Annotated in this window: 19 protein-coding genes and 2 pseudogenes; 9 read left to right on the top strand and 12 right to left on the bottom strand. The window is 36.9% G+C overall.

Annotated features, from left to right (window positions below; genetic code table 11):
* Positions 1 to 89: 89 nt before the first annotated feature.
* The gene (locus JCM14932_RS15845) at positions 90 to 2,162 is read left to right on the top strand and encodes a HelD family protein (RefSeq protein ID WP_025023577.1); all 2,073 of its coding nucleotides are present in this window, start codon (positions 90 to 92) and stop codon (positions 2,160 to 2,162) included.
* 2 nt (positions 2,163 to 2,164) lie between these two features.
* Here JCM14932_RS15845 and JCM14932_RS03095 read toward each other — a convergent pair whose 3' ends face one another.
* A complete protein-coding gene (locus tag JCM14932_RS03095; RefSeq protein ID WP_025023576.1) occupies positions 2,165 to 2,914 on the bottom strand; it encodes a YibE/F family protein in 750 nt (249 codons plus the stop codon).
* Positions 2,914 to 3,990: a YibE/F family protein gene (locus tag JCM14932_RS03090; protein ID WP_025023575.1), complete on the bottom strand. Its 1,077-nt coding sequence runs from the start codon at positions 3,988 to 3,990 to the stop codon at positions 2,914 to 2,916. Before JCM14932_RS03090 ends, JCM14932_RS03095 begins: the two co-directional genes overlap by 1 nt.
* A gap of 524 nt (positions 3,991 to 4,514) precedes the next feature.
* Here JCM14932_RS03090 and trpX point away from each other — a divergent pair.
* From trpX to JCM14932_RS03075, 3 genes and pseudogenes are all read left to right on the top strand, one after another.
* Complete coding sequence (gene trpX, locus JCM14932_RS03085) at positions 4,515 to 5,513, top strand: tryptophan ABC transporter substrate-binding protein (RefSeq protein WP_025023574.1); 999 nt, start codon at positions 4,515 to 4,517, stop codon at positions 5,511 to 5,513.
* Positions 5,510 to 6,399, top strand: a pseudogene (locus tag JCM14932_RS14375) (ABC transporter permease). Before trpX ends, JCM14932_RS14375 begins: the two are co-directional and overlap by 4 nt.
* Entirely contained in the window at positions 6,396 to 7,145 is a 750-nt protein-coding gene (locus JCM14932_RS03075) for an ABC transporter ATP-binding protein (RefSeq protein ID WP_025023573.1), read from the top strand. Before JCM14932_RS14375 ends, JCM14932_RS03075 begins: the two are co-directional and overlap by 4 nt.
* 499 nt (positions 7,146 to 7,644) lie before the next feature.
* On the opposite strand, the gene JCM14932_RS03070 is transcribed toward JCM14932_RS03075, so the two are convergent.
* Entirely contained in the window at positions 7,645 to 8,784 is a 1,140-nt protein-coding gene (locus tag JCM14932_RS03070) for a trans-sulfuration enzyme family protein (RefSeq protein ID WP_025023572.1), read from the bottom strand.
* Between the two features lie 329 nt (positions 8,785 to 9,113).
* Positions 9,114 to 9,539 carry a MarR family winged helix-turn-helix transcriptional regulator gene (locus JCM14932_RS03065; protein WP_025023571.1) on the bottom strand — a complete coding sequence of 142 codons (426 nt, stop codon included), beginning with the start codon at positions 9,537 to 9,539 and terminating at the stop codon, positions 9,114 to 9,116.
* 120 nt (positions 9,540 to 9,659) lie between these two features.
* On the opposite strand from JCM14932_RS03065, the gene JCM14932_RS03060 reads away from it, so the two are divergent.
* The gene (locus JCM14932_RS03060) at positions 9,660 to 11,045 is read left to right on the top strand and encodes a DHA2 family efflux MFS transporter permease subunit (protein WP_025023570.1); all 1,386 of its coding nucleotides are present in this window, start codon (positions 9,660 to 9,662) and stop codon (positions 11,043 to 11,045) included.
* Between the two features lie 3 nt (positions 11,046 to 11,048).
* On the opposite strand, the gene JCM14932_RS03055 is transcribed toward JCM14932_RS03060, so the two are convergent.
* The 4 genes from JCM14932_RS03055 to JCM14932_RS03040 form a co-directional block, all read right to left on the bottom strand.
* On the bottom strand, positions 11,049 to 11,231 hold the full coding sequence (locus JCM14932_RS03055) for a hypothetical protein (RefSeq protein ID WP_025023569.1): 183 nt from the start codon (positions 11,229 to 11,231) through the stop codon (positions 11,049 to 11,051).
* Positions 11,232 to 11,248: 17 nt separating this feature from the next.
* Complete coding sequence (locus JCM14932_RS03050; RefSeq protein ID WP_025023568.1) at positions 11,249 to 11,710, bottom strand: hypothetical protein; 462 nt, start codon at positions 11,708 to 11,710, stop codon at positions 11,249 to 11,251.
* Between the two features lie 17 nt (positions 11,711 to 11,727).
* A complete protein-coding gene (locus JCM14932_RS03045; protein ID WP_025023567.1) occupies positions 11,728 to 12,498 on the bottom strand; it encodes an SLAP domain-containing protein in 771 nt (256 codons plus the stop codon).
* Between the two features lie 185 nt (positions 12,499 to 12,683).
* Positions 12,684 to 12,887 carry a hypothetical protein gene (locus JCM14932_RS03040; RefSeq protein WP_025023566.1) on the bottom strand — a complete coding sequence of 68 codons (204 nt, stop codon included), beginning with the start codon at positions 12,885 to 12,887 and terminating at the stop codon, positions 12,684 to 12,686.
* 224 nt (positions 12,888 to 13,111) lie between these two features.
* On the opposite strand from JCM14932_RS03040, the gene JCM14932_RS03035 reads away from it, so the two are divergent.
* Complete coding sequence (locus JCM14932_RS03035; RefSeq protein ID WP_025023565.1) at positions 13,112 to 13,444, top strand: helix-turn-helix domain-containing protein; 333 nt, start codon at positions 13,112 to 13,114, stop codon at positions 13,442 to 13,444.
* 238 nt (positions 13,445 to 13,682) lie between these two features.
* On the opposite strand, the gene JCM14932_RS16930 is transcribed toward JCM14932_RS03035, so the two are convergent.
* The 4 genes from JCM14932_RS16930 to JCM14932_RS03015 all read right to left on the bottom strand — a co-directional run bounded on the left by JCM14932_RS16930 (position 13,683) and on the right by JCM14932_RS03015 (position 20,103).
* Positions 13,683 to 15,686: an SLAP domain-containing protein gene (locus tag JCM14932_RS16930; protein WP_025023564.1), complete on the bottom strand. Its 2,004-nt coding sequence runs from the start codon at positions 15,684 to 15,686 to the stop codon at positions 13,683 to 13,685.
* A 408-nt stretch (positions 15,687 to 16,094) separates the two neighbouring features.
* Entirely contained in the window at positions 16,095 to 17,285 is a 1,191-nt protein-coding gene (locus JCM14932_RS03025) for an SLAP domain-containing protein (RefSeq protein WP_025023563.1), read from the bottom strand.
* Between the two features lie 140 nt (positions 17,286 to 17,425).
* Complete coding sequence (locus JCM14932_RS03020) at positions 17,426 to 18,361, bottom strand: NADP-dependent oxidoreductase (protein WP_025023562.1); 936 nt, start codon at positions 18,359 to 18,361, stop codon at positions 17,426 to 17,428.
* Positions 18,362 to 18,444: 83 nt separating this feature from the next.
* Positions 18,445 to 20,103, bottom strand: coding sequence for a putative glycosyltransferase family protein (locus JCM14932_RS03015; RefSeq protein WP_025023561.1), 1,659 nt, complete (start codon positions 20,101 to 20,103; stop codon positions 18,445 to 18,447).
* Between the two features lie 183 nt (positions 20,104 to 20,286).
* Between JCM14932_RS03015 and JCM14932_RS14370 the strand changes: the two are divergent.
* From JCM14932_RS14370 to JCM14932_RS03000, 3 genes and pseudogenes are all read left to right on the top strand, one after another.
* Positions 20,287 to 21,713, top strand: a pseudogene (locus tag JCM14932_RS14370) (amino acid permease).
* A gap of 194 nt (positions 21,714 to 21,907) precedes the next feature.
* The gene (locus JCM14932_RS03005; RefSeq protein WP_025023560.1) at positions 21,908 to 23,344 is read left to right on the top strand and encodes an amino acid permease; all 1,437 of its coding nucleotides are present in this window, start codon (positions 21,908 to 21,910) and stop codon (positions 23,342 to 23,344) included.
* 66 nt (positions 23,345 to 23,410) lie between these two features.
* On the top strand, positions 23,411 to 24,349 hold the full coding sequence (locus JCM14932_RS03000) for an AEC family transporter (RefSeq protein ID WP_025023559.1): 939 nt from the start codon (positions 23,411 to 23,413) through the stop codon (positions 24,347 to 24,349).
* The last annotated feature ends 2 nt before the right edge of the window (positions 24,350 to 24,351 follow it).

Here is a 24,351-nt window from a genome sequence, read left to right as displayed (position 1 = left end):
TTATGAAGGATTTTTTGTATCAATACAAGACTGTTATTTATAGAATTATCGTACTAGTATTAGATACCTAATATAAGGAGGTATCATGTATGGATAATACTTTCGAATCAGAACAAGCACATCTATCACTAGTTCACCAGACACTTCAAAACACCTTAGATAATATCGATAACTTATTATCAGATAACGCTGATACGGCTAAGAACTTCAAGAAAGGTGCTGGAAAAGAAACTGCCCTGAACTTCGACAGTTACGCTGATAACTTAGATACCTTTGCGGCCATCGAAACAATGAACAAACAGATTGACTACTACAATAACAAGCAGACCCAACTTCAGAATACTAAGTCTAGAGTTACACGTCTTCTACCAGCTCCATACTTTGCGAGAATCGACCTGCAATATCCTGATGAAACTGAAGCAATCCCCTTCTACATCGGTGCTGCAGGCTTCTCCCCTACTCCTGAAGAACCCATGGTTCTTGATTGGCGTTCACCAATTGCAGACTTATATTACAACAACAAAATTGGCAAGACATATTACATCGCCAATGATAGAAAAATCAATATTAACGTTGATACCCGTAGACAATTTCTGTTACATGATGATGTTTTGGAAGATATCTTCGATACTGATGTGGCGATTCAAGATCCCTTACTAGTCAAAACTCTCCAAGAAAACAAAAATAACCAAATGGGTTCAATCACGGCTACGATCCAAAAAGAACAAAATGTGATCATTCGTGATACTAAGAGTTCAGCGCTACTAGTCAACGGTATTGCGGGTAGCGGTAAAACCTCAGTTGTCCTGCAACGTATCGCTTATTTACTCTACCGTTACCGTGACATTTTAGTTTCAAATGACGTTTTACTATTAACTCCAAATACATTGTTTACTAACTATATCAATCAAGTTCTACCTAGTTTGGGTGAAGAAGCTCCACTACAAATGACGTTCGAACAACTGTTAGAACAGTTCTCTGCTAACCAGTTGAAATCCAGTACTAGCCATGTTCAACAACTAGCAGTTAAACTGGATGAACTGGACTTAGTAACTGACGACTTCAGAAATATCAAGTTAAATGGCGAAACTATCTTTAGCCAAGCAGATATTAAGAATCTTTTCGACCAGACCCCAGATTCTCTAGTATTAAGCAAAAGAATAACCGCTCTAACCACCGTTATGGTCAATCAAATTGAGGACAATATTGAACGCGATTCTAAAAATGGCAAAGTACAAGCTGAATTGTCTGATTTAACCGATACTCAACAAGACAAAATATTCGGTAAAATCATTTCTCCCAACTCCGACATAGCGTTTCAACGTGCTACTAAAAAAATGCTGCAATGGAAACACAAAAAACTATTAAAACAATTAGAACAAAAAAGTTGGTTGAATATTACACAAATTATTAAATCGGTTTTAAAAGTGACTGAAATAAACCAACTGGATTACGCCTATACCCGCTTAAAACTGCTTAACTTAGTTCAAAAGAGATTAAAATTTGCAATGGTCGATGAGATTCAAGACTACTCTATGGATCAGATTCTGTTCTTAATCACAGCCTTTCCAAACGCCAAATGGACCCTCGTTGGTGACCAATTTCAATCGATCCGTGAAGTATCAGAGCCGCTGACCTTTGACGATTTAAAAACTATATTTGAACAACACAAAATTAAGGTGACGAAGCGAAATCTCTACACTAGCTACCGATCTAGTGGCACTATAACGGAAGCGTTCGTTAAACATGGTTCACCCGAATTGATCAACGAAATCAACACAGTACAAGTTGGTGGTAAGAAGCCGGAATATATTGAAAACAATGATACGGAAGAATTGATGACTAATTTGAAGCTACAGATAAATGATTTCGACGATGATGAGCTTTCAGCAATCGTAACCAGTAACTCTGAACTTGCTCAGTCAATTCACGACAAAATAAAACAGACAGCTCTCAGTAATGACACTGAGAGACTGCCTGCAAATGGAATTGTTGTCCTACAACTGACGCTTGCCAAAGGATTAGAATTCGACAATGTTATCGTGGCAGATATTAACGCTGATTATTATAAAGATGCACGATTTGGTGAGAATCGAATTTATACAGCTTTTTCACGTGCATCAAAAACTCTGATTGTTAATTCGATTAAGAATCTAGACTGACACTAGTCAGTCTTTTTGTTTTTGACGTTACGATATACTAAGTAAGATGTAATAGGAACCGTCAGGATAACACCTATTGCACAAATCAGCATCGTTATAACTTCTGCTACCACTAACTTATCATTAATGATTTCACCCAAATTATCATTCAATGAATGGATCAAGAAGAACAACGGAAAAGTGGTTGCGAAGAAGTTAAATAACAATGTATTTGTCTGGGTACTCAGGATACGATTTCCCACTGAGAAGCCATCATTAAAAACTTCGGTTGGTGTCAACGTAGGTTTATTCTCAACAATCTCATTTAAACCACTAGTGATTGCCACACTGGTTTCTGAAATAACACCCAAACTGTTAACAACAATGACTGCAACTGCCAGTTGTGGAAATGACACTCCGGCAGCTAGCGAGAACCCTTCTAACTCCTCTTGATCCTCAACTCCCATACCTTGAGCACTAGCCCAATATTCAATCGGTATCGTAACTAGAACGATGACTATCATGATCAACAAGGAAGTTTTAAAGGCAATGTTAGCCGTACTGGGATTCTCAACGTTCATAAATATCGCAACAATTAAGATGATGATCGAAACAATCGCAGTAGTTATCAAAACATTGAAGCCATCTGCGATCAATATCAACAACGCTACAATGGAAATAATATTGATTCCCAATCCGAATAAGAGCGACAGTCCACGACTTCCAGCAACTAACAATAAGAGAATTACAAAAGCACCTAATAGATATAGCATTAGACCGCCCTCCTTGTAATTACTTTACTGGCAATAAGACTGGTTATCGGCACCGTTAAAACAATTCCGATTCCACTGATCAGCAATTGTGCGAAGCCTAGGCTCAATGTCATTTCAAAAGTATAATTGATGGAATTGCCATTGCTCAAATACAGCAAGACGACGTTCAAATGTTCCGCGATTACAATAAAAAGTAAGATATTGATTAATGGACCGATTAATTCGCGACCAATATTGATACCTGATTTGAAGAGTGTCTTCTCGGAGACGTCTGCTATTTCTTTTTTCATTTCAATCAGTGACGATGAGATGTCCATTGTCTCATCCAAGATAACGCCTAACACACTAAAAATAACTTGCGAAATGAAAACACTAAAATATGGCTGCAAGCCAAAATCCGTCAGTTCCATGTGCACTCCACTGTTGTTGGACAATTTCAGCAACAAGACGCTCAACAGTATAGAAGCGGTCGTTGAAATGACCGTACTGGAGTATGCCATCAAGGCATCTGAGGTTGGACCCAGGATAACGATCAGAGCTATTCCTGAAATCAATAGTGCCGTTATAACGGTCATCAATAGCAGGATACTATTGTGAGTATTAATCAATATCTTCATAAATCCGTAATAAACCACTAGATTCAACAGGACACTTGTCAATAACTTACCTCGACTGAATTGCATACAAAACAGCAGAACCATAACTAGACCGATCGTAAAGACCAAGACCGTATCACGCTTAACATCATTAATAGAATAATGCTTACCAGTTTTCGTCAACATAACCTGTTGTCCAGCTCGGTACTTCTGATCAGTTAATTGTGATTGATAATAAGTATTCTTCAATGAGATCTTCTGACCACGCTTGGCAGTATTCAAGAATCTGCCAGTCACACGTTGAGTTACTTGCGTATCTGTATTCTTATATTCGTCAGTATTTTTGTCTTTTGTTAAAGTTCTGATATTTTCAACTTTAATGATGGGATCTTTGTATAGAAAGGAATCGAATTGAGTAAATATCGTTGCAAAAAGTGCGACGATCACCACGATTCCTATCCGTGTATATTTTTTATTCATGACTTCACCTTAAATTATTATTCAATAATATCACTACTTAACATTATTTAGTAATCTGATTAAAACACAAAAAAGTATTTAAAATAATAATCTTAGTATAACCCTGATATATCAATGTTTCCAAAGACACACATTATTCATTAAGCTCAATATATTTCGAATAAACCGTTGACAAACTTTTCAGTTTGAAATATGATTTTTGACATCAACTACTCAACTGAATTTTAGCTGAAGAAAACGTTAGGAGATTTTCATTATGAAAAATACTATTTCTCTAAACATCATTAATAAGCGTTGGCAAAGCCGATAATTCAGGTTGATCCGGTATGGATATGACCTGAAGAGGATCATATCCATGTCGGCTTATTAAACTAGTTTAATTAAAACTCAAGCCCACATGGAATTTCTAGAATAAGTCCATGTGGGATTTTTTTGTTCAAAGACAATCTCACAAGCTATGAGATTGTCTTTTTGTTTTTTATAATATTTAATATAAGAATCACGGGGGAGAAAAAATGAAACATATGAAACGTTTATACGGAACTATTATTTTCTTATTTGCCTTTTTGATATTCGCCTTCTTCTACACAGGCCATAACGAGACCGTCGCTAAAAACAAGATTCCTAAGGTCGGAGTTCTTCAATTAATGTCACATCCAGCCTTAGATCAAATCAATAAAGGACTTGATGATACGTTGAAAAAGCACGGTTATATCAACGGTAAAAATATCAAGATCGAATTTCAAAATGCTCAAGGGGATCAAAGTAATCTAAGAACCATCAGTAAGCAATTCGTTCAAGACAATGTTGATGTCGCTGTCGGAATCGCTACTCCATCAGTTCAATCATTAAAGAACGCAACTTCAACTATTCCAATCGTCATGGGTGCTGTTACCGATCCTAAGGGCTTCGGTATTATCCCTAGTAACACCAAGCCAGGCGGCAATATCACTGGTGTATCTGACCAAGCTCCACTGGATAGCCAACTTAAGTTGATCAAAGAAATCATGCCCGACCTTAAGAATATCGGTATCATCTACACTTCAAGTGATATGTCAGCTACAACTGAAATGAAGAAAATGAAAAAAATCGCTACTAAACAAGGTATGAACGTTTCAGTATCAAGTATTAGTAACGTCAACGACTTAGACCAAGTCTCAACTAGTCTTTCACAAAAAGTTCAAGCCATCTTTGTTCCGACCGATAACACAGTTGCCAGTGGTATGAAGCTTCTCTCAAGCATTGCTGCTAAACGAGGCGTACCAGTCTTCCCAGCCGCTACAACCATGGTATCTGACGGTGGACTTGCTACATATGGGCTAAGCCAGTATGAATTGGGTGAACAAACCGGTGAAGATGTCGTTAAGATTCTTCGCGGCAAAGGTAAACCAGCTACAATGCCTGTCACATTTATCAAAAAAGGCCATTTGATTTTGAACGAGAAACAAGCTCAAAAGCTTAATATCACGTTCCCAGAATCAGTTATCAAACGAGCCCAAAAAGAAGGGAAAATCATAAAATGAATCTAATAATATCAACCATCAGCCAGGGCTTCATCTGGGCGATCATGGCCATTGGCTTATTCATCACATTTAGAATTCTCGACTTCCCTGATATGACCGTTGAAGGAAGCTTTCCACTCGGTGCTGTAACTGCGGTCATCTTGATCCAACATGGTTACTCACCAGAACTAGCACTACTTGTTGCCTTTATCTTCGGTTCACTAGCTGGGTTCGCTACAGCCTTCATGTACACTAAGCTCCACATCCCTAGTTTGCTGGCCGGAATCTTGACTATGACGGCGTTATACTCAGTCAACTTGCGTATCCTTGGCAAAGCCAACATGTCCTTGACTAAGTCAGATAACATTTTCAATCGTTACGGCTTAGACAAATTACCAGTTAACTTCAACGGTATTATCCTAGGTATCGTCATCATCGCTATCATCACATTCCTCTTGATCGTCTTTCTCAACACCGAAAAAGGCCAAGCCGTTATCGCCACAGGTGACAACGAAACAATGGCAGCTTCAATGGGTATCAACACTACAATGATGAAGTTTATCGGTATTATGGTTTCAAACGGTATCGTCGCCTTAACTGGTGGCCTTATCGCCCAACAAAATGGGTTCGCGGACGTTAACATGGGTATCGGTTCAATCGTTATCGGCCTATCAGCATTATCATTGGTGAGGTTATCTACCCTGATGTTTCACTTAGTGCCAGACTTGTTACGATTGCAATTGGTTCGATCGTCTACCGCTTGATCTTAATGATTGTTCTTTTATTAGGCTTCAACACTAATGATTTGAAATTGATTTCAGCCATCATCCTAGCTCTATGTCTCGCTCTACCAACTATCAGAGCACAATTCTTCCAAGCTTTCAGAAACGGGGTCAAAAGTAAATGAAATCATTATTAGAAATAGACAATGCTGTTAAAACTATTAACAACGACAATCAAGAATTAAATATTTTGGACGGTATCAACCTATCGATCAATCCCCAAGATTTCATCGTTGTGCTTGGTACTAACGGTGCTGGTAAATCAACCTTGCTAGATGCTATTACTGGTGCTAACACATTAAGCTCTGGCAAAATTCTACTTAATGGTGATGACATTACTTCAACTAACCTTGCTAAAAGAAGTCGCTACATCAGCCGAGTTTATCAGGATCCAAAATTGGGAACTTCTCCTCGTATGACCGTTGCTGAAAACTTACTACTTGCTAAACGTCGTGGACTTCCCCGTCGCTTACGTTTACGTAGATTAAACGACCATATGAAGGAATTCGCATCATTTACTAAAGACTTACCAACACTAGATAATCGTCTCAATACCTTTACTGACAAGCTATCCGGTGGTCAACGTCAAACTCTGAGTTTCTTGATGGCAATCATTCAAAAGCCTGAATTACTCTTACTTGACGAGCATACTGCCGCTCTTGACCCGCAGACTAGTCAGGAACTGATGGAACTCACTAATAAAGTTATCATCGAAAAGAAATTGACTTGCTTAATGGTCACTCATAACTTAACTGAGGCCGTTAAATATGGTAATAGATTAATTGTCTTGAAGAAAGGCAAAATTGTCTTAGATCTCGATAATGAGGCTAAGTCTAAGCTAAAGGAACAGGACTTGCTTGAGTATTTCTAAGATGTTTTAGTTTTTGTCCTTATGCCGCTTCCGATTGTCAGTGATTCCACCTGCTGTGGGACCAGTCCCAGCCACAGTGCGGTCTGGGACTTCGACTTTAAGCTTTGCTTTGCAAATCTTAAAGCTCATCCAGTTTTGTAAGGCCGGAAGTTCGCCGACCTAACAAAACATTCACGGCTGGTTCCTTCACTGACAATCTCCAGCTAAATTAATACAACATACTTAACTAATTAATATAGAAATAATAGTAATAGAATTAAGTGGAGCCAGACAGATACGGTGATCCAGTGAACATGCAGTTAGTCAGCGATTTAGGCTGGCTTACTGCATGGGACGACTTGAAGACGTGATTTCCGGCTTCAAGTCGAGACCATAGACCGCCTTGTGGCTATGGTCGTTCCCCACAGGATACCGTGCCTGTCTGGCGGAACGACATTAAATCTCAAACTACAAAAAAAAGGATTCGATACAATCAACGTATCGAATCCTTTTTAATTTGTTAAATTTTATCAAATGCTTGTTTCAAATCATCAAGCAAATCTTCTGAATCCTCAATACCAACAGACAAACGAACCAACTCATCTTTGATACCATTTTGTAGGCGAATCTCACGTGGAATAGCAGCGTGTGTCATAACGGCTGGAACCTCGATCAAACTTTCAATTCCACCAAGGCTCTCTGCCAAATCAACTAACTTCAAACTTTCAACAAATTTCTTAGGATCAAGTCCTGGTTGAAGTTCGAACGAAATCATAGCGCCAAAAGTACGCATTTGCTTCTTAGCAATTTCATATCCCTCTGATTCTGGATTACCTGGATAGTAAATTTTGGCAACCTTATCATTATTATCTAAGTAGTCATAAACCAACTTAGCATTATCAGCGTGAACACGCATGCGAACGCCCAGAGTCTTGATTCCACGCATCAAGAGCCAGCTGTCGTCAGGTCCAAGTACACTACCAATTGAATTTTGTAAAAATGCCAAATCTTCCGCAATCTTATCATCACTTGTAACAGCCAGTCCGGCGACAACGTCACTGTGACCACCAAGATACTTAGTAGCACTGTGGACAACGATATCAGCACCTAACGTTAATGGATTTTGGTTGTATGGTGTCGCAAAAGTATTATCAACGATTGTTTTTAAATTATGTTTCTTCGCAATTTTAGAAATCTCTTCAATATCAGTAATCTTCAATAGCGGATTAGTAGGTGTCTCCAAATAAATGGCCTTAGTATTATCTTGAATTGCCTTCTCAACAGCATCAGAATCACGAGTATCAACCGATGTGAATTCCATACCGAAACGCTTGAGAACTTTATTGATCAAACGGAATGTTCCACCATAGACATCATTTCCGACAACGATATGATCTCCAGCTGAAAACGTTGAAAAGACGGCATGGATGGCTGCGGAACCTGAAGCAAAGGCAAAACCATACTTGCCATCTTCAATTTGAGCAATCAACTTCTCTAGTGAAGCACGGGTAGGATTACCAGTACGTCCATATTCCCACTTAGGACCAGCACCTAATTCGTGTTGATGGAATGTTGATGAACGGTAGATCGGTGTTGAAACAGCTCCTGTCGTTGGGTCCTCACTGAAACCACCATGAATAAGTTTTGTATTAAATTTCATAATGTAACTTCTCCCTTTTTATAATCATTTTTATTATAGACTAATCATATCTATCCTTAATCAATTAACGTCTGAATGAATATTCTCTACAAAAATAGGGCACAGAATTTAATCTGCACCCTACGCGAATATCACTATTATTGAGTCCTTCTAAAATTCAGATACTCAAACAAGTGGATCGCATAAGATGCGAGCCACAACAACAACTGTTTTTTGTTTGAATATCGGCTAATAACATATCGAAGGACCTCCCGTTTGATTTATGGTTATGAGAATATGCCTGTAATTAGACTTTGTCAAATATATTTTAATCGTTATAACGCCACACGTTAATCTGAAAATCCATTTATTACTTGTTTCAAAGCGTTTCTAAAAATATCTTTATTTTCTACCCCAACTAAATTTATTATTCTTTGTTCAGACATATTGAAAAAATCATTGATTTGCTTAGCCAAAGTAGTGGCCTTAGAAGTCAAAATAATCTTCTTCAAACGTGCATCCCTTTCGATCGGAACACATATAATCAGATCACGTTCTTCCATTAACTTCAAAGCACTGGTTGCAGTTGGTCGACGAATATTGAATTCACGTTCGACATCCTTCTGGAAAACATCCTGGTTAGCTTCAAAACGAGAAATATAATCAATAATACTGATCTGAACACTAGTCAATCCCAGTGTTTGAGCAAATTTTTCTGCATCGCGATTGACCGCATTATTAGCCTGTTTAATCAATATTCCGAATAATCTATCCATGAATTTCTCCTGTTATTAAGCTTCTAATTTTAAATCAATACTAGCATACCTATCCAAAAATATGATATAACTTTCTTAGTTAGTTCGAATTCTAACAATTATTAAAAAAAGGAAGATTTTATGAACCGTCAATTAAACTCAAAATTAATTCTATCAATCATTGCGACTGGATTACTGTCATTCTGTGGTGTTGTGATCGAAACTGCTACTAATGTCACTTTTCCTATATTAATGAAGGAATTCAGCGTAAGTACTTCTGCCGTCCAGTGGATGACAACCGGATATTTGCTGATTGCATCGATCATGATGCCACTATCCGCATTTCTTAAAAAAAGATTCACCTCGAAAAAACTCTTCGCGACAGCAGCAATCTTATTCATCACTGGATTAACATTAGATGTCACCGCACCAAATTTCATCCAATTGGTCAGCGGTCGTGTCGTTCAAGGGGTCGGTGCTGGAATTGCTTTGCCATTGATGTTCAATATCATCTTAGAACAAGCACCAATCGATAAGATAGTCTTCTTAATGGGATTAGGAACGCTGGTTACGGCAATTGCTCCAGCGATTGGGCCTACTTATGGTGGATTGATTGTGGATGCTTACGGCTGGCGTGGAATCTTCCTATTCCTGATTCCTGTCGTTGTTCTCGCCCTAGTATTAGGACTAATATCGATTCAACAAGTAACCAAACCTGCCTCAACTTCACTAGACATCACCGGATTATTTTATATTGCTGTAACCTTCATTGGCATTATCATCGGCTTCAGTAATCTATCTTCTATTACCACTAACCCATTCGGTTTCTATATTCCATTTATAATTGGAATCATCGCATTGGTATTATTCTTGAAACACTCAGCCACAACCAAGAAACCTCTATTAAATCTTCAAGTTTTCCAAAACAAATCATTCTCACTACACCTCGGTGCTTACTTCCTGATTCAATTAGAAGCACTAGGAATATCATTTATTCTTCCCAACTATATTCAACTAGTCAATCACCAAACTGCTTTGGCTGCCGGGTTAATTGTCCTACCTGGAGCTGCTCTAGGTGCCGTGTTAGCACCACTCAGTGGAACGATTTATGACAAACTGGGTGCCCGCAAACCCATCATGTTTGGTATCACATTACAAATCATCTCTATGATAATGTTCTTCGCCCTTGGAAAAAACTTGAATACCATCGAAATACTAATAATTTATATCATCCTAATGATCGGTATGGGTTCAGTCATGGGAAATACAATGACCAATGCTCTGCAACAATTAGATAATGATCAAAACGCCGACGGTAATGGTATGTTTAACACTGTTCAACAATTTGCTGGTGCTGTGGGTACTTCTATTGTTTCAACTGTGATTGCTTTTTCACAGAACGCAAATAACGGTCTCAACTATTCTGCCAAGACCGCTATCGGTGCACAACATTCATTTTTGATGTTGTTGATATTTATAATTATCGCTTGTGTTGCTTTGAATGTTGGTACGAAAAATCACGATTGATTCTTAATACCCACTAATTGTGAACTGCTTATTAAATGCGTATGAAGCTTCAAATTGCTCTTCAGCTTTATCTGCCATCCTTTCCTTCTTAGTTTCCACTGCAGCATCACCATAGCCTGCATTACTACATCCGACTAATAAGAATAATGTCGCAATTGCCAAAAATATAGCAGTAATTTTTTTCATTTAAAATCCCCCCTAACTCATTTTTTCAAAGTATAAACTGGTGATTTGGAAGAATCTTCACCTGACGCCTTAACTATTACTTGTGCTTTTTTATTTCCATCGGAAATGCGCACTGTCACTCCAGTAACAAAGTTCTTGTAGTTAAAATAAACATCATCTTTGACAATATTAAGATCATGACCATGACGCTCATATTCCATCGTCCTAAAATCAGGATCATCGAATTCATCAGAATTCATATTGATAGATACTTGGTAGTCATCAAGAACCTTGACCATGTACCTAGGCTGATCACTAGCATAATATTCATTACCAATAATGTGACCTGCATTCATACCCATCTGAAAATAAATCCCCGTAGCAATTAAGCCAATTGTCACAACTGACAGAGCTACTTTTTTGTGTTCCAAATAAACATATACAATAAGTATTACAACTAATACACCGATCCAAAGACCAATACTGTACAACCAAAACATCACCAATCCCCCTTAGATTAGTACAAAGAACCACCAATATTAGGATTTACCGCATAGACGTCACGATATAATCCACCTACATCTGCACCTAAATAGTTTGATACATTATAAATTTCAATCAATTGAGTATCTGGAATAGATTCCAGTGCATCCCAATTACAATCAAAGTCGTTATATAGTAAATCTCTAATATTTTCTCCCGTTTCGCCTAGATAACCATTCATAGGATGGAATCCATTAATATATTCAACATTAGTTGGAGTTCCGGAAATATTAAGAAGTTTGTCGATAACCCAACCATGACTGGATACTTGATAGTAAGCTGATCCTGTATCAGTACGTACTATTCTATTAACCTTATATTGTTCACCATAGGGAAGTCTATTTATCTCATCGCCTGTCCTGTCGTCATATACAGGAGCTACTTCTCCTCTGCTGGACACACGTATATTAGTATTATTACCAATATTTTGTGCAGGCTTCTGTGATACTTGAGGTGCAGAACTATCGTTATATGTCACATCTGTTGATTTAACATATTCGTTTGTCGCAACTTGATACATAGCAGTTCCACCAATGGTGATAGTCTTGCCAACTCTCCATGGTGTGTTTGGCCCTAAAGCACGGTTACTAACAATGTTGCCTTGCTTCGTATATACACGAGTATATGGTGTAGAACCTGATGTTGTTGCGACTCCACTGGCTAACACACTTGTTGTTAAACCAATGCCTCCAATTGTTGTAGCTGCTATAGCTGATAACAAAATACTACTGGTAATTTCTTTCATAATATATTTTCCTCCTATTTCTAACACATCATATAACATTTTATTAACACACATGCACAATATATTACATATTTTTTGTTATTACAATACAATTTAAGTGATATATGGAATGTAACTATAAAAAATGCACATTATAATACACATTAACTACAAATAAAAAACACGATCAATCATTCTCAAAAAAATTATTCTTTCTCATGTTCACTTCGTAGATCATACTTAACCGCCGCATAAGATGTATTCTTAGTATTAAAAAAATCAATATCTACAACTTTTCCATCCTCTTCTTCCAATTTATTGATCGTCATATTTAAATTTTCAGTAAAAATATATTTACTATCGTCCATGTCCTCATTATCAAGATATGGAACTAATTTAACTTGTAACATTTCCTATGCCTCTTTTTATTATATTTTGTGTAACACGTACTATAAAACTTGCTAAATCCATGGAATTATTTGCTTTGACACTTGATTGAACAAAATAGTATATCAATTAATAAATTTATAAAATATTATATTGCATTTTTTATATAAAAAATGTACTATCATCTGTTCAAAACACACTACTTCTCAACTAAGGTTGCATAAGGAACAATTTGAGGTGTATATGAATGATAAACGAAATCGGTAAAATAATACGTGACAAGAGAAGGTCACTGGGCTTAACCATTGAACAATTAGCGGAAAAAGCCGATGTTAGTGAGAGTCTGGTTTCTCAACTCGAACGTGGCGTTAATAGTAATATCTCGCTGAACAAATTAGACAGGATTGCTAAAGCCGTTAACTTGAAACTACCTGAACTATTTGATGAACCTGAACATACTGGAATCCAATATCTAGAATTATTGGACTATCTCGCTAAATTACCACGTAACGAGCGTGAAGAATTATCTGAGAAAATACTAGCTCTCCTAAACTTCATGGATAAATCAAATAATCAATAATCAAAATTCTATAGAATTACAACTCAATTTATTTGAGTTGTTTTTTGTTTCAAGGCCTTGAAACTCGTAAATTTACGTTGTCCCTTGGGAACAATTCAAATATATTACATGTAAATGCCTATATCAATGGGTTTTGGACAATTTACGGAAACTCACTTTTGAAAATATGTATTAAAAAACATCTTTTTAAAAGTATAAAAAAGACACAAATCATCGAAGATTCGTGCCTTTTTTGATTTTACTGAATATCACTTGCAGCGACCCATTCATCAGTAGCTACACGATACATTTTTACGCCATTGATCATAGCAACTTTATCAGTTGCCCAGCTGGTGTTACTTGCTAGAGCGCGGTTTGTGTTTAATTTGCCTTTGGAATTATAAAGGCGCTTATAACTACCCTTAACAGTGTTAATTACAGTTTTGTTGGATGTATATTCGTATACATTATCTGCACTGACCCACTCGCTTGTGGCCACTCGATAATAAACTTTGCCTTTTAGCGTCATCTTCTTATCTGCATGCCAGTTTGTATTGGCCATGAGGGCACGATTTCTAACTTCTTTACCTTGGATGTTATACAACGGTGTATATCCCGATAAGTGTGTTGAAATACTGGTAGAGTATGATTCTACCCTGCCAGATGTACTGGAATGTGAACCTGAATGATTATTATTAGAGCCCGGTTTAGTAACAGTGATTGATCCATTTACCTTAACCAATTGAATAGTTACGGAACCTGTATTTTTTTCCATCTTTACAATATTACTTGAGCCATTGGCTAGCTTGTATCCTGCTGGAATGGTTACCTTCTGACTGGTTCCTTCTTTTCCGGATACTTGGGTTTTGCTGATTTGTTTTTTAGTGTCTTTGTCTGTGAAGGTTATGTTTGTTGTTAAATTTGTTTTGTCTGGAATTGCACCTTGTTTGTTTGGAACCACAAAGAATATATGGTGGGGAACTCTGCTATCAATTGTTATCCTACTTTTATCACTTGTAAGGATATATCCTCTAGGGGGAATTATATCCTTCATTTCACCCTCAAGACCCTTACAATATTTTTTATCAATTACTATCCCCTTATAATCAACAAACTCTAAACTGTAATCTACAATTTTACTCAAAGAGACATATGAAACACCACTAGAATCAACTAATGTTTTCTGACTATTTAAACTATATCCAACGGGAACTTTTTCCAAAGGAACATTTACTTCATCACCTACATTTCCAAAATATTCAAAAGATTTAAATATTTCACCAGTTGCATTAAATGAATCATAGAATTGAACTATATTTTTTATTCTAATTCCATTTATTTTAAAAATATGTTCATAATTATCCATTCCAACTACTCTTATGCTCTTTGGAATACCATTATAACCGTTTAATTCAACTTCATTAATATTGATTAAACTATTCTTACGGCCTTTATACTCAAATGTATTAATGACTTTACCATTTTTATCCTTAAACGTAATTTTATTTGTAAAAACTATTTTTCTAACATTGATGGTTATTACAGATTTATCCTTTTTCATAAAAACTTCCATATTCTGATCATCATCAAAAGCATAATCATTTCCAATATTTGCTTGTTCCATATGAAACACATCATTTTCTTTACCTGTTATAAAAAATTGGTTTACCACTTCTCCATTATCACCAATAAAACGTATAGTGTTACCTTGGACATCAGAATTATTCCTAGGATCTTTTCTTAAAAGAACCGTTTCTTCATTATTTCGACCAGAAACGATCACTTCTTGATAAAAATCTAAAAAGTCGTAACCAGTGGGTAATACATCACTGGATATATGTAAAACAGATCCAACATATCCCTTAATATTAATTTTCTTCAATTCCTCGTTCGTATCACGATCCACGAATTTAACAACAAAATTTTTTTTATATTGAGGTTTAACATAAATCACTTGATCCGATTTATCAGTTAATTGTAACTCGCCGTTTTTATCACTTATATCATAACCAGCAGGGGGGATTAAATTACTGTATTTAACATTATCTCCTAATTTACCAGTAATTATAGATGTTTCACCCTTCTCGGTTTCTACAATCCTTTGATTTTCAGTTTTATAAATAATATTTTTTGAAATTTTTTGGTTTTCAGTAGATTGTTCCTCAACATCAGCAATCGCCTGAACAGTACCAGGCGTAATAACTACAGATCCTAACGTCATACTAGAAAATAAAATAATTGTTAATACTAATGATTTCTTCATCTCCTAAGTTCCCCCTAAATTATATAGAATGTATTCGATTTTTATATAACATTTAACTAATATAATATAGGGATATAAAAGTATTACAACTGCTTAAAACAAGATTTTAATATTTATAAATAACTATGTATATGGTTATAAAATCAGTATAAATGGAAATATATTTACCTTTAACCCTGAAAGCATCCATAACTTATTTCTTATCCATTTTTAATTTAAAATTCCTTATAGAATGGAATTGTCCAAAATTACAAATCCATATTTTAATCTTAATTAAATTATTTTTTATCATATAAAAATATCGGACATTTACAAATAAAAATCATCAAAACAAAAAAGTCCCCCTCAAACCCAAAACTCAGGTTTGAAAAGGACTTTCATAAATATAAAACTATATCAATTTAATTATTATTTGATATCGCTAGCTGGAACCCATTCGTCAGTAGCAACTTTGTACATCTTCACACCATTGATGGTACCCATCTTACTTGTTTGCCAAGCTGAGTGTGGCATTAAGGCACGGTTAGAAATCTTCTCTCCGTTACCTTTGTACAAGAATGTTGGTCCATCTGAAATTGTTGTAACGACTGCTTTGTCAGTCTTAACAGCATCAGATGGTGTTGTTACTCCTGAACCATTGTTATCAGAACCAGTATTCGCATCTGATCCGGTAACTGTCACATCGGCAGCTTTAACAAACTCGTTAGTAGCAACACGGTAATATGTTACACCGTCAAGAACTAACTTTTTGTCCAGTCTCCATGCAGTGTTAGCACCTAAAGCACGTCCAGTAATCATCTTACCTTCTTGTGTATAGATTCTTGCACCTAGTGTTCCTGTTGTAGCAACACCGTCATATTTAGTAACACCAGAATTATCAGCCCTTGTAACGGTGATAATTTGTGTATTACCATCTGCTTGCAATGTTAGATTCTTGTTAGCAACTGTATAACCTGTTGGAATTTGACCATCTGTTAGAACAACGGCATCACCGACTTTTGCACCAGAAACTGTAGTTGTACCAACTTGTGATTCGTCAGCTGTCTTGAAGATAACTGTGTTAGCAACTGGTTGTCTAACTTGAACGTTCAACAAACCGCTTTGAGCAGGTAATTTAACATTTGCATCACTAGCATTAACTAGTGTGTATCCTGCAGGAATTGTTGTTAACTTAGCAGCAACACCTTTACCACCAGAAATTTGTTCTGTACCAACAACATTTGACTTATCACCTAGGTAGTAATTAACGCTCAATGTAACGACGTTATCGTAGTCTGTTGCCTTAGTAACTGTAACATCGTATGAGCTACCATCTGCTTGGAATACAGGAACTGTTCCGTTGAAATAATAACCTGTTAATGCTGTAGAACCTTGTGGCACCGTTAGATTGTCTCCAACCTTTCCATACATTGGCATAGTAACTAATTTTTTGCCATCTGTATCTTTAAATGTAACGTTATTAGAAACTTGTCCAACACTTTGTTTTTCTGTGGCTTCAGTAGTTGCAGCATCAGCAGCTTGAACTACAGCTGGTGTAGCGACTGAACCCAAGATCATACCAGAAAATAGTAATCCACTTACGATCAATGATTTCTTCATTAAACTTTTCCTCCCGAAAATTATTTAAAGCTACCTTAAATATACTAGTATGCGAACATATGTTGCAATATATACCTTGATTTTTATACAAATTTTAAAAAAACAATCCGGCAAATATGTATCACTTGCCGGATTATTGACTATTTCATGGAAATTACAATTTTACCTTTAGCATGATGCGACTCACTAACTTCTTGAGCCTCTTTAACACCATCTTCACTAAATGGATGCACGCTATCAATAACAACTTTTACAATACCATCGCTGACAAAATTGACTAATTCTGTCAACTGCTTGCCATTAGGACGTAACCAAATTCCGTTGGCAGTAATACCTTGTGCTTCCGCTTTTTTCTCGTCGATTTGACCATCGATCGTAACTAAATGACCACCTTTTTTGATAATAGAATAGCTCTTATCAAGTGTCTCTCCACCGATCGTATCGAAGACTGCATCGACATCGCTCAACACTTCAGAAAAATCAGTATCATGATAATCAATGATTTCGTCAGCGCCCAATCCTTCAAGGAATTCCTTATTCTTAGCACTAGCAGTCGTAATAACATGTGCGCCAAGATGTTTCAGTAGTTGAATAGCAATGATACCGACACCACCTGCTCCACCTTGCATCAAAATCGTTTGACCTGGTTTCACATCGAGATTCTCATAAATACCTTGCCAAGCCGTCAAACCGGCAAGAGGTAATGCAGCAGCCTCTTCAAATGAAACGTTATTGGGCAATTTTGCCAATTTATCATCTTTAACCGCCGTATATTCAGCATATGTTCCACGATTTGTTAAATCTGGACGAGCCAAAACATTATCTCCAGATCTGAAACCTTTAATATTTTGCCCAACACGCGTTATAACGCCAGCAACATCCCATCCCAAAACAATTGGAAACTTCAATGGGATCATCTCTGCCAAATATCCCTCACGTAACTTCCAGTCGATTGGATTAACCGAAGTAGCTTTAACCTCAACTAGTACCTCATCATCCGCAATCTCTGGAATTTCAATATTTTCCATGTGTAACTTATCTTTATTTCCGTATTCATCAATAACTACTGCTCTCATAATATTTCTCCCTCAATATTAAATTGTATGCATATGTCCTTAGTACTTTAGAGTAATACTGAATCAATTACAAATATTTTGAATCACATAAGCTGTCTCCTGAACTTCTTGAGAAACGCCCAGACTAAGTAACAGAACGTAAGTATGAAGACCACCCAACCAGTTTTGGCGATTGAAGTCATCTTATAAGTAACTTCAATTTTACCTGATTTGAAGTTTCTTGGTAAATTGGCTGCTACAAGTCCATTCTTAGTCGATGCTGGGCTAGTTTTAGTTTTTCCATCATAAGTCAGCTTTACTTGATATCCCTTGTAATACAGCCTTGGTAACATAACAGTTCGCGCACGGTTATTGTCCTCAACCTTAACAACGACCTTATTTCGATTATTCTTAACAATATTTATCTTTTCCGACTTCTCAAGGAAATTATCGTTTATCTTAAAATCATTAGCTGTATTGTAGTTAAAGAATTCCCTCGGTTCATACTCACCCATACTGACACTCAAAGTAGAGATAGGTGACTTACGATTGGCGACAAAATTCAAATTGTTCTGAATCGGGAACATAACCGTTATAACGGTTAAGATTGCTAAGAAACCTGTTACCATCGGGATTTTAAATTTACCTGTATCACTAATAATATTTCCCAGTGCATTAGCCACCACAAATGTTAACAACGGTAAGAGTACAACATTGACCCTTGTGACAACCTGCAACAGTATGATTGGCTTAAACAATTTTACTACTAAATGTAAAAAGTCCGGTGACAACATCAGCATCCCGTAAACCAAAATAATAATAAATGCTTGAGGAATTATTTTGGTGGAAAAATGAAATCCTCTGCCTTTATATAGGTAGTAAATAAAAGAAAATAACAACAGCAATACTAAAAATGTCCCGTTAGTTGAAACAAATTGCTTCATATCAAAGGTTTGATTCAACCAGTCAGCATTCACAAATAACAAGTACCTACCAGCACTGTTAGTTGATGTATCAACGTATTTTTGAACTAAATATTGTTGTACAAAAGAAAACAGAAAGACACTGGATAGACCTAAGAATAGTAATGCTCCTTTAGTGAAAGAAAAAAATATTTTTTTGTCTTTGAAAATTGGTATTAAGTTCATTATGAAGATAAAAACTGCCGTTCCTACAGCAATCAGAAATGACAAAACATGCGTTGCCAGTAACAAACTAAGAGCAATTCCTAACATATACCAGTATTTGTACTCACCCTGAACTATTTTGAACAAGCTTAATAATATCCATGGAATTATTGCAAAGGCGATTAACTCACCAGCAGCAGCCCTAGAATAAATCACTCCAAAAGTGTAATACGAACTCAAGTAAATTGGTGCTGAAAGGATCGTTGCCCAGCGGTTATTGAACAACTTCTGAACAACATAGTTAATAGAAATAATATTTAAAATTACAAAGGTAATTATGTAAACGGCATAAGTATGATACAAACTCACACCCAGCATACGTAAAAGTGCGAATGGATAAATGAAAAGATTTCCATAAAAGAAACCAATTCCATATCCAAATTTATTTAAATACTCAAATCCAATCGGATTAGGAAAGTGACAACCAGCAATATTATTTGCCAATGTTTGTATCCTACCCATGTGAAAACCAGGATCATAGCCACCAACGATTCCTCCTAAAAAAATCGGATATATGGCCAAAAATAAAATTAAAACATCTGCGATGATCAACCATCGTTTTTCTTTAATGTTCAATGTATTTCTCCTTATATTGAGTAAAATACTTACCTAAATAATAAGCAATTTTCATTCAATATCCAATTAATAAGTAATTTTCAAAAAAAATATGACAATTTCACAAACAAAGTGTATGATATGTTTCATACTATTAACACACATGTTCACTATTAATGAACAGTTTCAAAGGCGGGATTATGTATGGCAAAAAAAGAGCTCAGTCGTAGCTTATCATCAAGACAAATGCAGATGATTGCTCTAGGTGGAACAATCGGAGTGGGATTATTCATGGGATCCGCATCCACGATCAAGTGGACCGGTCCTTCAGTATTACTCGCCTACGCTTTAGCAGGTTTAATACTTTATATGGTCATGAGAGCGTTAGGGGAAATGCTCTACGTTGACCCATCAACAGGTTCTTTCGCAAAGTTTGCGACTGAATATATTCACCCAGTCGTCGGTACTTAACAGCTTGGAGCAATGTCTTCCAATACTTAGTCGTAGGGATCAGTGAAGTTATCGCAGTCGGAACATACTTAGAGTTCTGGTGGCCAGCGATGCCTAAGTGGATCGCCGGAGTCGTCGTAGTTGTTACATTATGTATCGCTAATCTGACTTCCGTTAAGGCTTATGGCGAGCTAGAATTCTGGTTTGCTTTGATCAAAGTTGTCACAATTATTTTCATGATCATATTAGGATTACTAGTCATCGTTCTTGGTGTCGGTAACGGTGGTCATCCCGTTGGTATCAGCAACCTCTGGACAAACGGTGGCTTCTTCACAGGTGGACTCAAGGGCTTCATATTCGCACTGTCCATCGTCGTCGCTTCCTATCAAGGTATCGAAGTTATCGGTATTACAGCCGGTGAAGCTGAGAATCCTCAAGAAAATATCGTTCGTGCTATTCGTTCGATCGTCGGTAGAATTTTGATTTTCTATATCGGTGCCATTTTTGTTATTGTATCAATTTACCCATGGGACAAGTTGGGTACGATCGGTTCTCCATTCGTTGAAACGTTCGCTAAAGTAGGAATTACCTTCGCCGCCGAAATCATCAACTTCGTTATGTTGACAGCCGCTATGTCTGGTTGTAACTCAGGTATCTTCAGTTCCAGTCGTATGCTCTATACATTAGGACTAGAGAAATATTTACCTAAGTCATTTACGAAATTATCAGCACACAAAGTTCCTTATATTCCCGTTATTACAATTTCACTAGGAATTCTAATTGGCTTGATCTTGAACTATTCGTTACCATTACTACTACATACATCAAGTAATATCTTCGTTATCGTCTACAGTTCCAGTGTTCTTCCCGGAATGGTGCCATGGTTTGTTATCTTGATCAGTGAATTGAGATTTAGAAAAATCAATGCTGCACATATGAAAGAACATCCCTTCAAAATGCCGCTATATCCTATCAGTAACTACTTAGCCATTGCGGCGCTATTGGTTATTTTGGTCTTCATGTTCTTGAATCCTGAAACAACTGTATCACTACTAGTCGGTGTCGTTTTCTTAATCGTTATGACGCTCATCTACTTCGTTCGTGAACGCGGACGTGATCATCAACCTGACAATGTTACTTCTACTGAAGAGGCTTTTGAGGAAGCTGAAGAAGAGTTTTAATACAAAAATACGAACATTCTCATAAAAAAGAGTTCCTAATTTTAATAATTAGGAACTCTTTTCGTATATTTTATATTTTGTAGAGAATTTTTTCATAAAATTCCGTACTTTACTGAAAATATATAGTATTATGGTATCAACATATTTTACATTTGTTCAGCATCTCTAAACAGGTGAAAGGGGGATTTTTATCTATGGAAGAAGAAAAACTAAAACGGAGCCTTTCTTCACGCCAAATGCAGATGATCGCACTTGGTGGAACAATTGGGGTTGGATTATTCATGGGGTCAGCTTCAACTATCAAATGGACCGGTCCATCAGTTCTTCTGGCCTATGGACTTGCCGGCTTGATCTTATACATGGTTATGCGTGCACTCGGGGAAATGCTCTACGTTGATCCATCAACAGGTTCATTTGCCAAATTTGGGACAGAGTATATCCATCCAGTTGTCGGCTACTTAACTGCTTGGAGTAACGTCTTCCAATGGTTAGTCGTCGGTATTAGTGAAGTTATTGCCGTCGGAACTTATCTAAGCTTCTGGTGGCCTAATATGCCACAGTGGATCGTTGGTGTCGTCGTTGTTGTAACGTTAGGTATCGCTAACTTAACATCTGTTAAGGCCTATGGTGAGCTAGAATTCTGGTTCTCTATTATCAAGGTTGTCACAATTATCTTCATGATTATTTTGGGCTTCTTAGTTATCCTCTTAGGTGTTGGTAATGGCGGTCATCCTGTTGGTTTTAGCAACCTTTGGAAAAACGGTGGCTTCTTTACTGGCGGTCTAAAGGGATTCATCTTCGCACTGGCAATAGTCGTTGCTTCCTATCAAGGTATCGAAGTTATCGGTATTACAGCTGGTGAAGCTGAGAATCCTCAAGAAACGATCACCCACGCGATCCGTTCGATCGTTGGTAGAATCTTGATCTTCTATATTGGTGCTATTTTCGTTATCGTGACAATTTACCCTTGGAACAAATTAGGTACGATCGGTTCTCCATTTACAGAAACATTCGCCAAATTCGGAATCACCTTTGCCGCTGAGATCATCAACTTTGTCGTTTTGACCGCTGCCTTGTCAGGATGCAACTCTGGTATCTTCAGTTCGAGTCGAATGCTCTATACATTAGGTATAGAACACCGTCTTCCGAAGGCTTTCACAAAGTTATCTCGCCATAACGTCCCTTATCTGCCTGTAATCGTTATGTCCGTAGGTATCCTGCTCGGTTTGATCTTGAACTTCGTCTTACCAGTGATTTTCCATACTTCAAATAATATCTTCGTTATCGTATACAGCTCTAGTGTTCTTCCCGGTATGGTCCCTTGGTTCGTTATTCTAGTCAGTGAATTGAAATTTAGAAAGGTCAACGCCGCACATATGGCGGAACATCCCTTCAAAATGCCGTTCTATCCCATTAGTAACTACCTTGCCATCGCTTCATTACTAGTCATTTTGTTCTTCATGTTTCTCAATCCAGAAACTACCGTTTCACTATTAGTTGGTGTAGTATTCCTGGTGGTTATGACAATAGTTTATTTTGTCAGAGAACACCGAATCGATAAAGCAGCTGCCAAAGACAAGACAGCTATTGTTGAAGATGCCGATGAAGAAACTGAAACTATGGAAGATTAGTTTTCAATACACTTTCAAAAAGGTGTAACATAAAGGACATATATTTTTTCTAAAGAGGCAATCTATATGGGAGTATTTTTTCAGAGTGTTCAAGGAATTTTAATAATTATCGTATTAATTGCGGTCGGCTATTTTTTAGCTCGACAAGACTGGTTTTCAGATGATGCAACTAAGTTGATTGCTAAATTAGTTACACAAGTCGCTTTGCCTGCTTACATGATCTACACGATTACAAGTGATTTTACAGCTGGAAAATTGATCAAGCTGTTACCGAATCTAGTCATACCATGTTTGTCTATGACAATTTTGATCGGTATCTCTGTCATTATGATCAAGATTCTGCATATTGATAAGGATCATCAGGGGTTATTCTCATCAATGTTCTTTAACTCAAATACTGTCTTCGTTGGCCTACCCGTCAATATGGCACTGTTTGGATCGCAAAGTTTGCCTTACGTCTTGGTTTATTACATGGCTAACACGACATTCTTCTGGACTTTAGGTACTTACTTGATCCAAGTTGATGGTGAGAAAAAAGGTTCGTTCAACTGGAGAACTACTTTGTCTAAGCTCTTCTCCCCACCACTAATGGGCTTCATCATTGGTTTGATCCTCGTTATTTTGCACATCCAATTGCCAACTTTCTTGATGTCGGATTTCCAATACATTGGTAATTTGACCATCCCACTATCAATGATTTTTATTGGTATTTCAATCTATAATGCTGGTTTGACTAACATCGCGCTCCACAGGGAGAATGTTGGTATCTTATTTGGAAGATTCATCTGTGCCCCATTATTGATGAGCTTCTTATTCCTCTTCATCCCTGGTCCTGCTTTGATGAAACAAGTCTTCATCATTCAAGCAGCCATGCCAGTTATGACTAACGCACCAGTTGTGGCTAAGTTGTATCATGCTGATGCTAACTATGCCGCTATTATGGTTACTGAAACTACTATTTTGAGTTTGTTCGTGGTTCCGGTTTTGATGATGATAATTAAATAAAA

The sequence above is a fragment of the Companilactobacillus nodensis DSM 19682 = JCM 14932 = NBRC 107160 genome, from assembly GCF_000615905.1.
Taxonomy (GTDB): domain Bacteria; phylum Bacillota; class Bacilli; order Lactobacillales; family Lactobacillaceae; genus Companilactobacillus; species Companilactobacillus nodensis.
Note: the sequence above shows the minus strand (reverse complement) of the source record. Positions and strands in the feature narration are given on the sequence as shown.

Bases quoted from the DNA above. Each gene is read 5' to 3' on its own strand.
- JCM14932_RS15845 (WP_025023577.1), top strand. From the start codon at position 90: ATGGATAATACTTTCGAATCAGAACAAGCACATCTATCACTAGTTCAC.
- JCM14932_RS03095 (WP_025023576.1), bottom strand. From the start codon at position 2,914: ATGCTATATCTATTAGGTGCTTTTGTAATTCTCTTATTGTTAGTTGCT.
- JCM14932_RS03090 (WP_025023575.1), bottom strand. From the start codon at position 3,990: ATGAATAAAAAATATACACGGATAGGAATCGTGGTGATCGTCGCACTT.
- trpX (WP_025023574.1), top strand. From the start codon at position 4,515: ATGAAACGTTTATACGGAACTATTATTTTCTTATTTGCCTTTTTGATA.
- JCM14932_RS03075 (WP_025023573.1), top strand. From the start codon at position 6,396: ATGAAATCATTATTAGAAATAGACAATGCTGTTAAAACTATTAACAAC.
- JCM14932_RS03070 (WP_025023572.1), bottom strand. From the start codon at position 8,784: ATGAAATTTAATACAAAACTTATTCATGGTGGTTTCAGTGAGGACCCA.
- JCM14932_RS03065 (WP_025023571.1), bottom strand. From the start codon at position 9,539: ATGGATAGATTATTCGGAATATTGATTAAACAGGCTAATAATGCGGTC.
- JCM14932_RS03060 (WP_025023570.1), top strand. From the start codon at position 9,660: ATGAACCGTCAATTAAACTCAAAATTAATTCTATCAATCATTGCGACT.
- JCM14932_RS03055 (WP_025023569.1), bottom strand. From the start codon at position 11,231: ATGAAAAAAATTACTGCTATATTTTTGGCAATTGCGACATTATTCTTA.
- JCM14932_RS03050 (WP_025023568.1), bottom strand. From the start codon at position 11,710: ATGTTTTGGTTGTACAGTATTGGTCTTTGGATCGGTGTATTAGTTGTA.
- JCM14932_RS03045 (WP_025023567.1), bottom strand. From the start codon at position 12,498: ATGAAAGAAATTACCAGTAGTATTTTGTTATCAGCTATAGCAGCTACA.
- JCM14932_RS03040 (WP_025023566.1), bottom strand. From the start codon at position 12,887: ATGTTACAAGTTAAATTAGTTCCATATCTTGATAATGAGGACATGGAC.
- JCM14932_RS03035 (WP_025023565.1), top strand. From the start codon at position 13,112: ATGATAAACGAAATCGGTAAAATAATACGTGACAAGAGAAGGTCACTG.
- JCM14932_RS16930 (WP_025023564.1), bottom strand. From the start codon at position 15,686: ATGAAGAAATCATTAGTATTAACAATTATTTTATTTTCTAGTATGACG.
- JCM14932_RS03025 (WP_025023563.1), bottom strand. From the start codon at position 17,285: ATGAAGAAATCATTGATCGTAAGTGGATTACTATTTTCTGGTATGATC.
- JCM14932_RS03020 (WP_025023562.1), bottom strand. From the start codon at position 18,361: ATGAGAGCAGTAGTTATTGATGAATACGGAAATAAAGATAAGTTACAC.
- JCM14932_RS03005 (WP_025023560.1), top strand. From the start codon at position 21,908: ATGGAAGAAGAAAAACTAAAACGGAGCCTTTCTTCACGCCAAATGCAG.
- JCM14932_RS03000 (WP_025023559.1), top strand. From the start codon at position 23,411: ATGGGAGTATTTTTTCAGAGTGTTCAAGGAATTTTAATAATTATCGTA.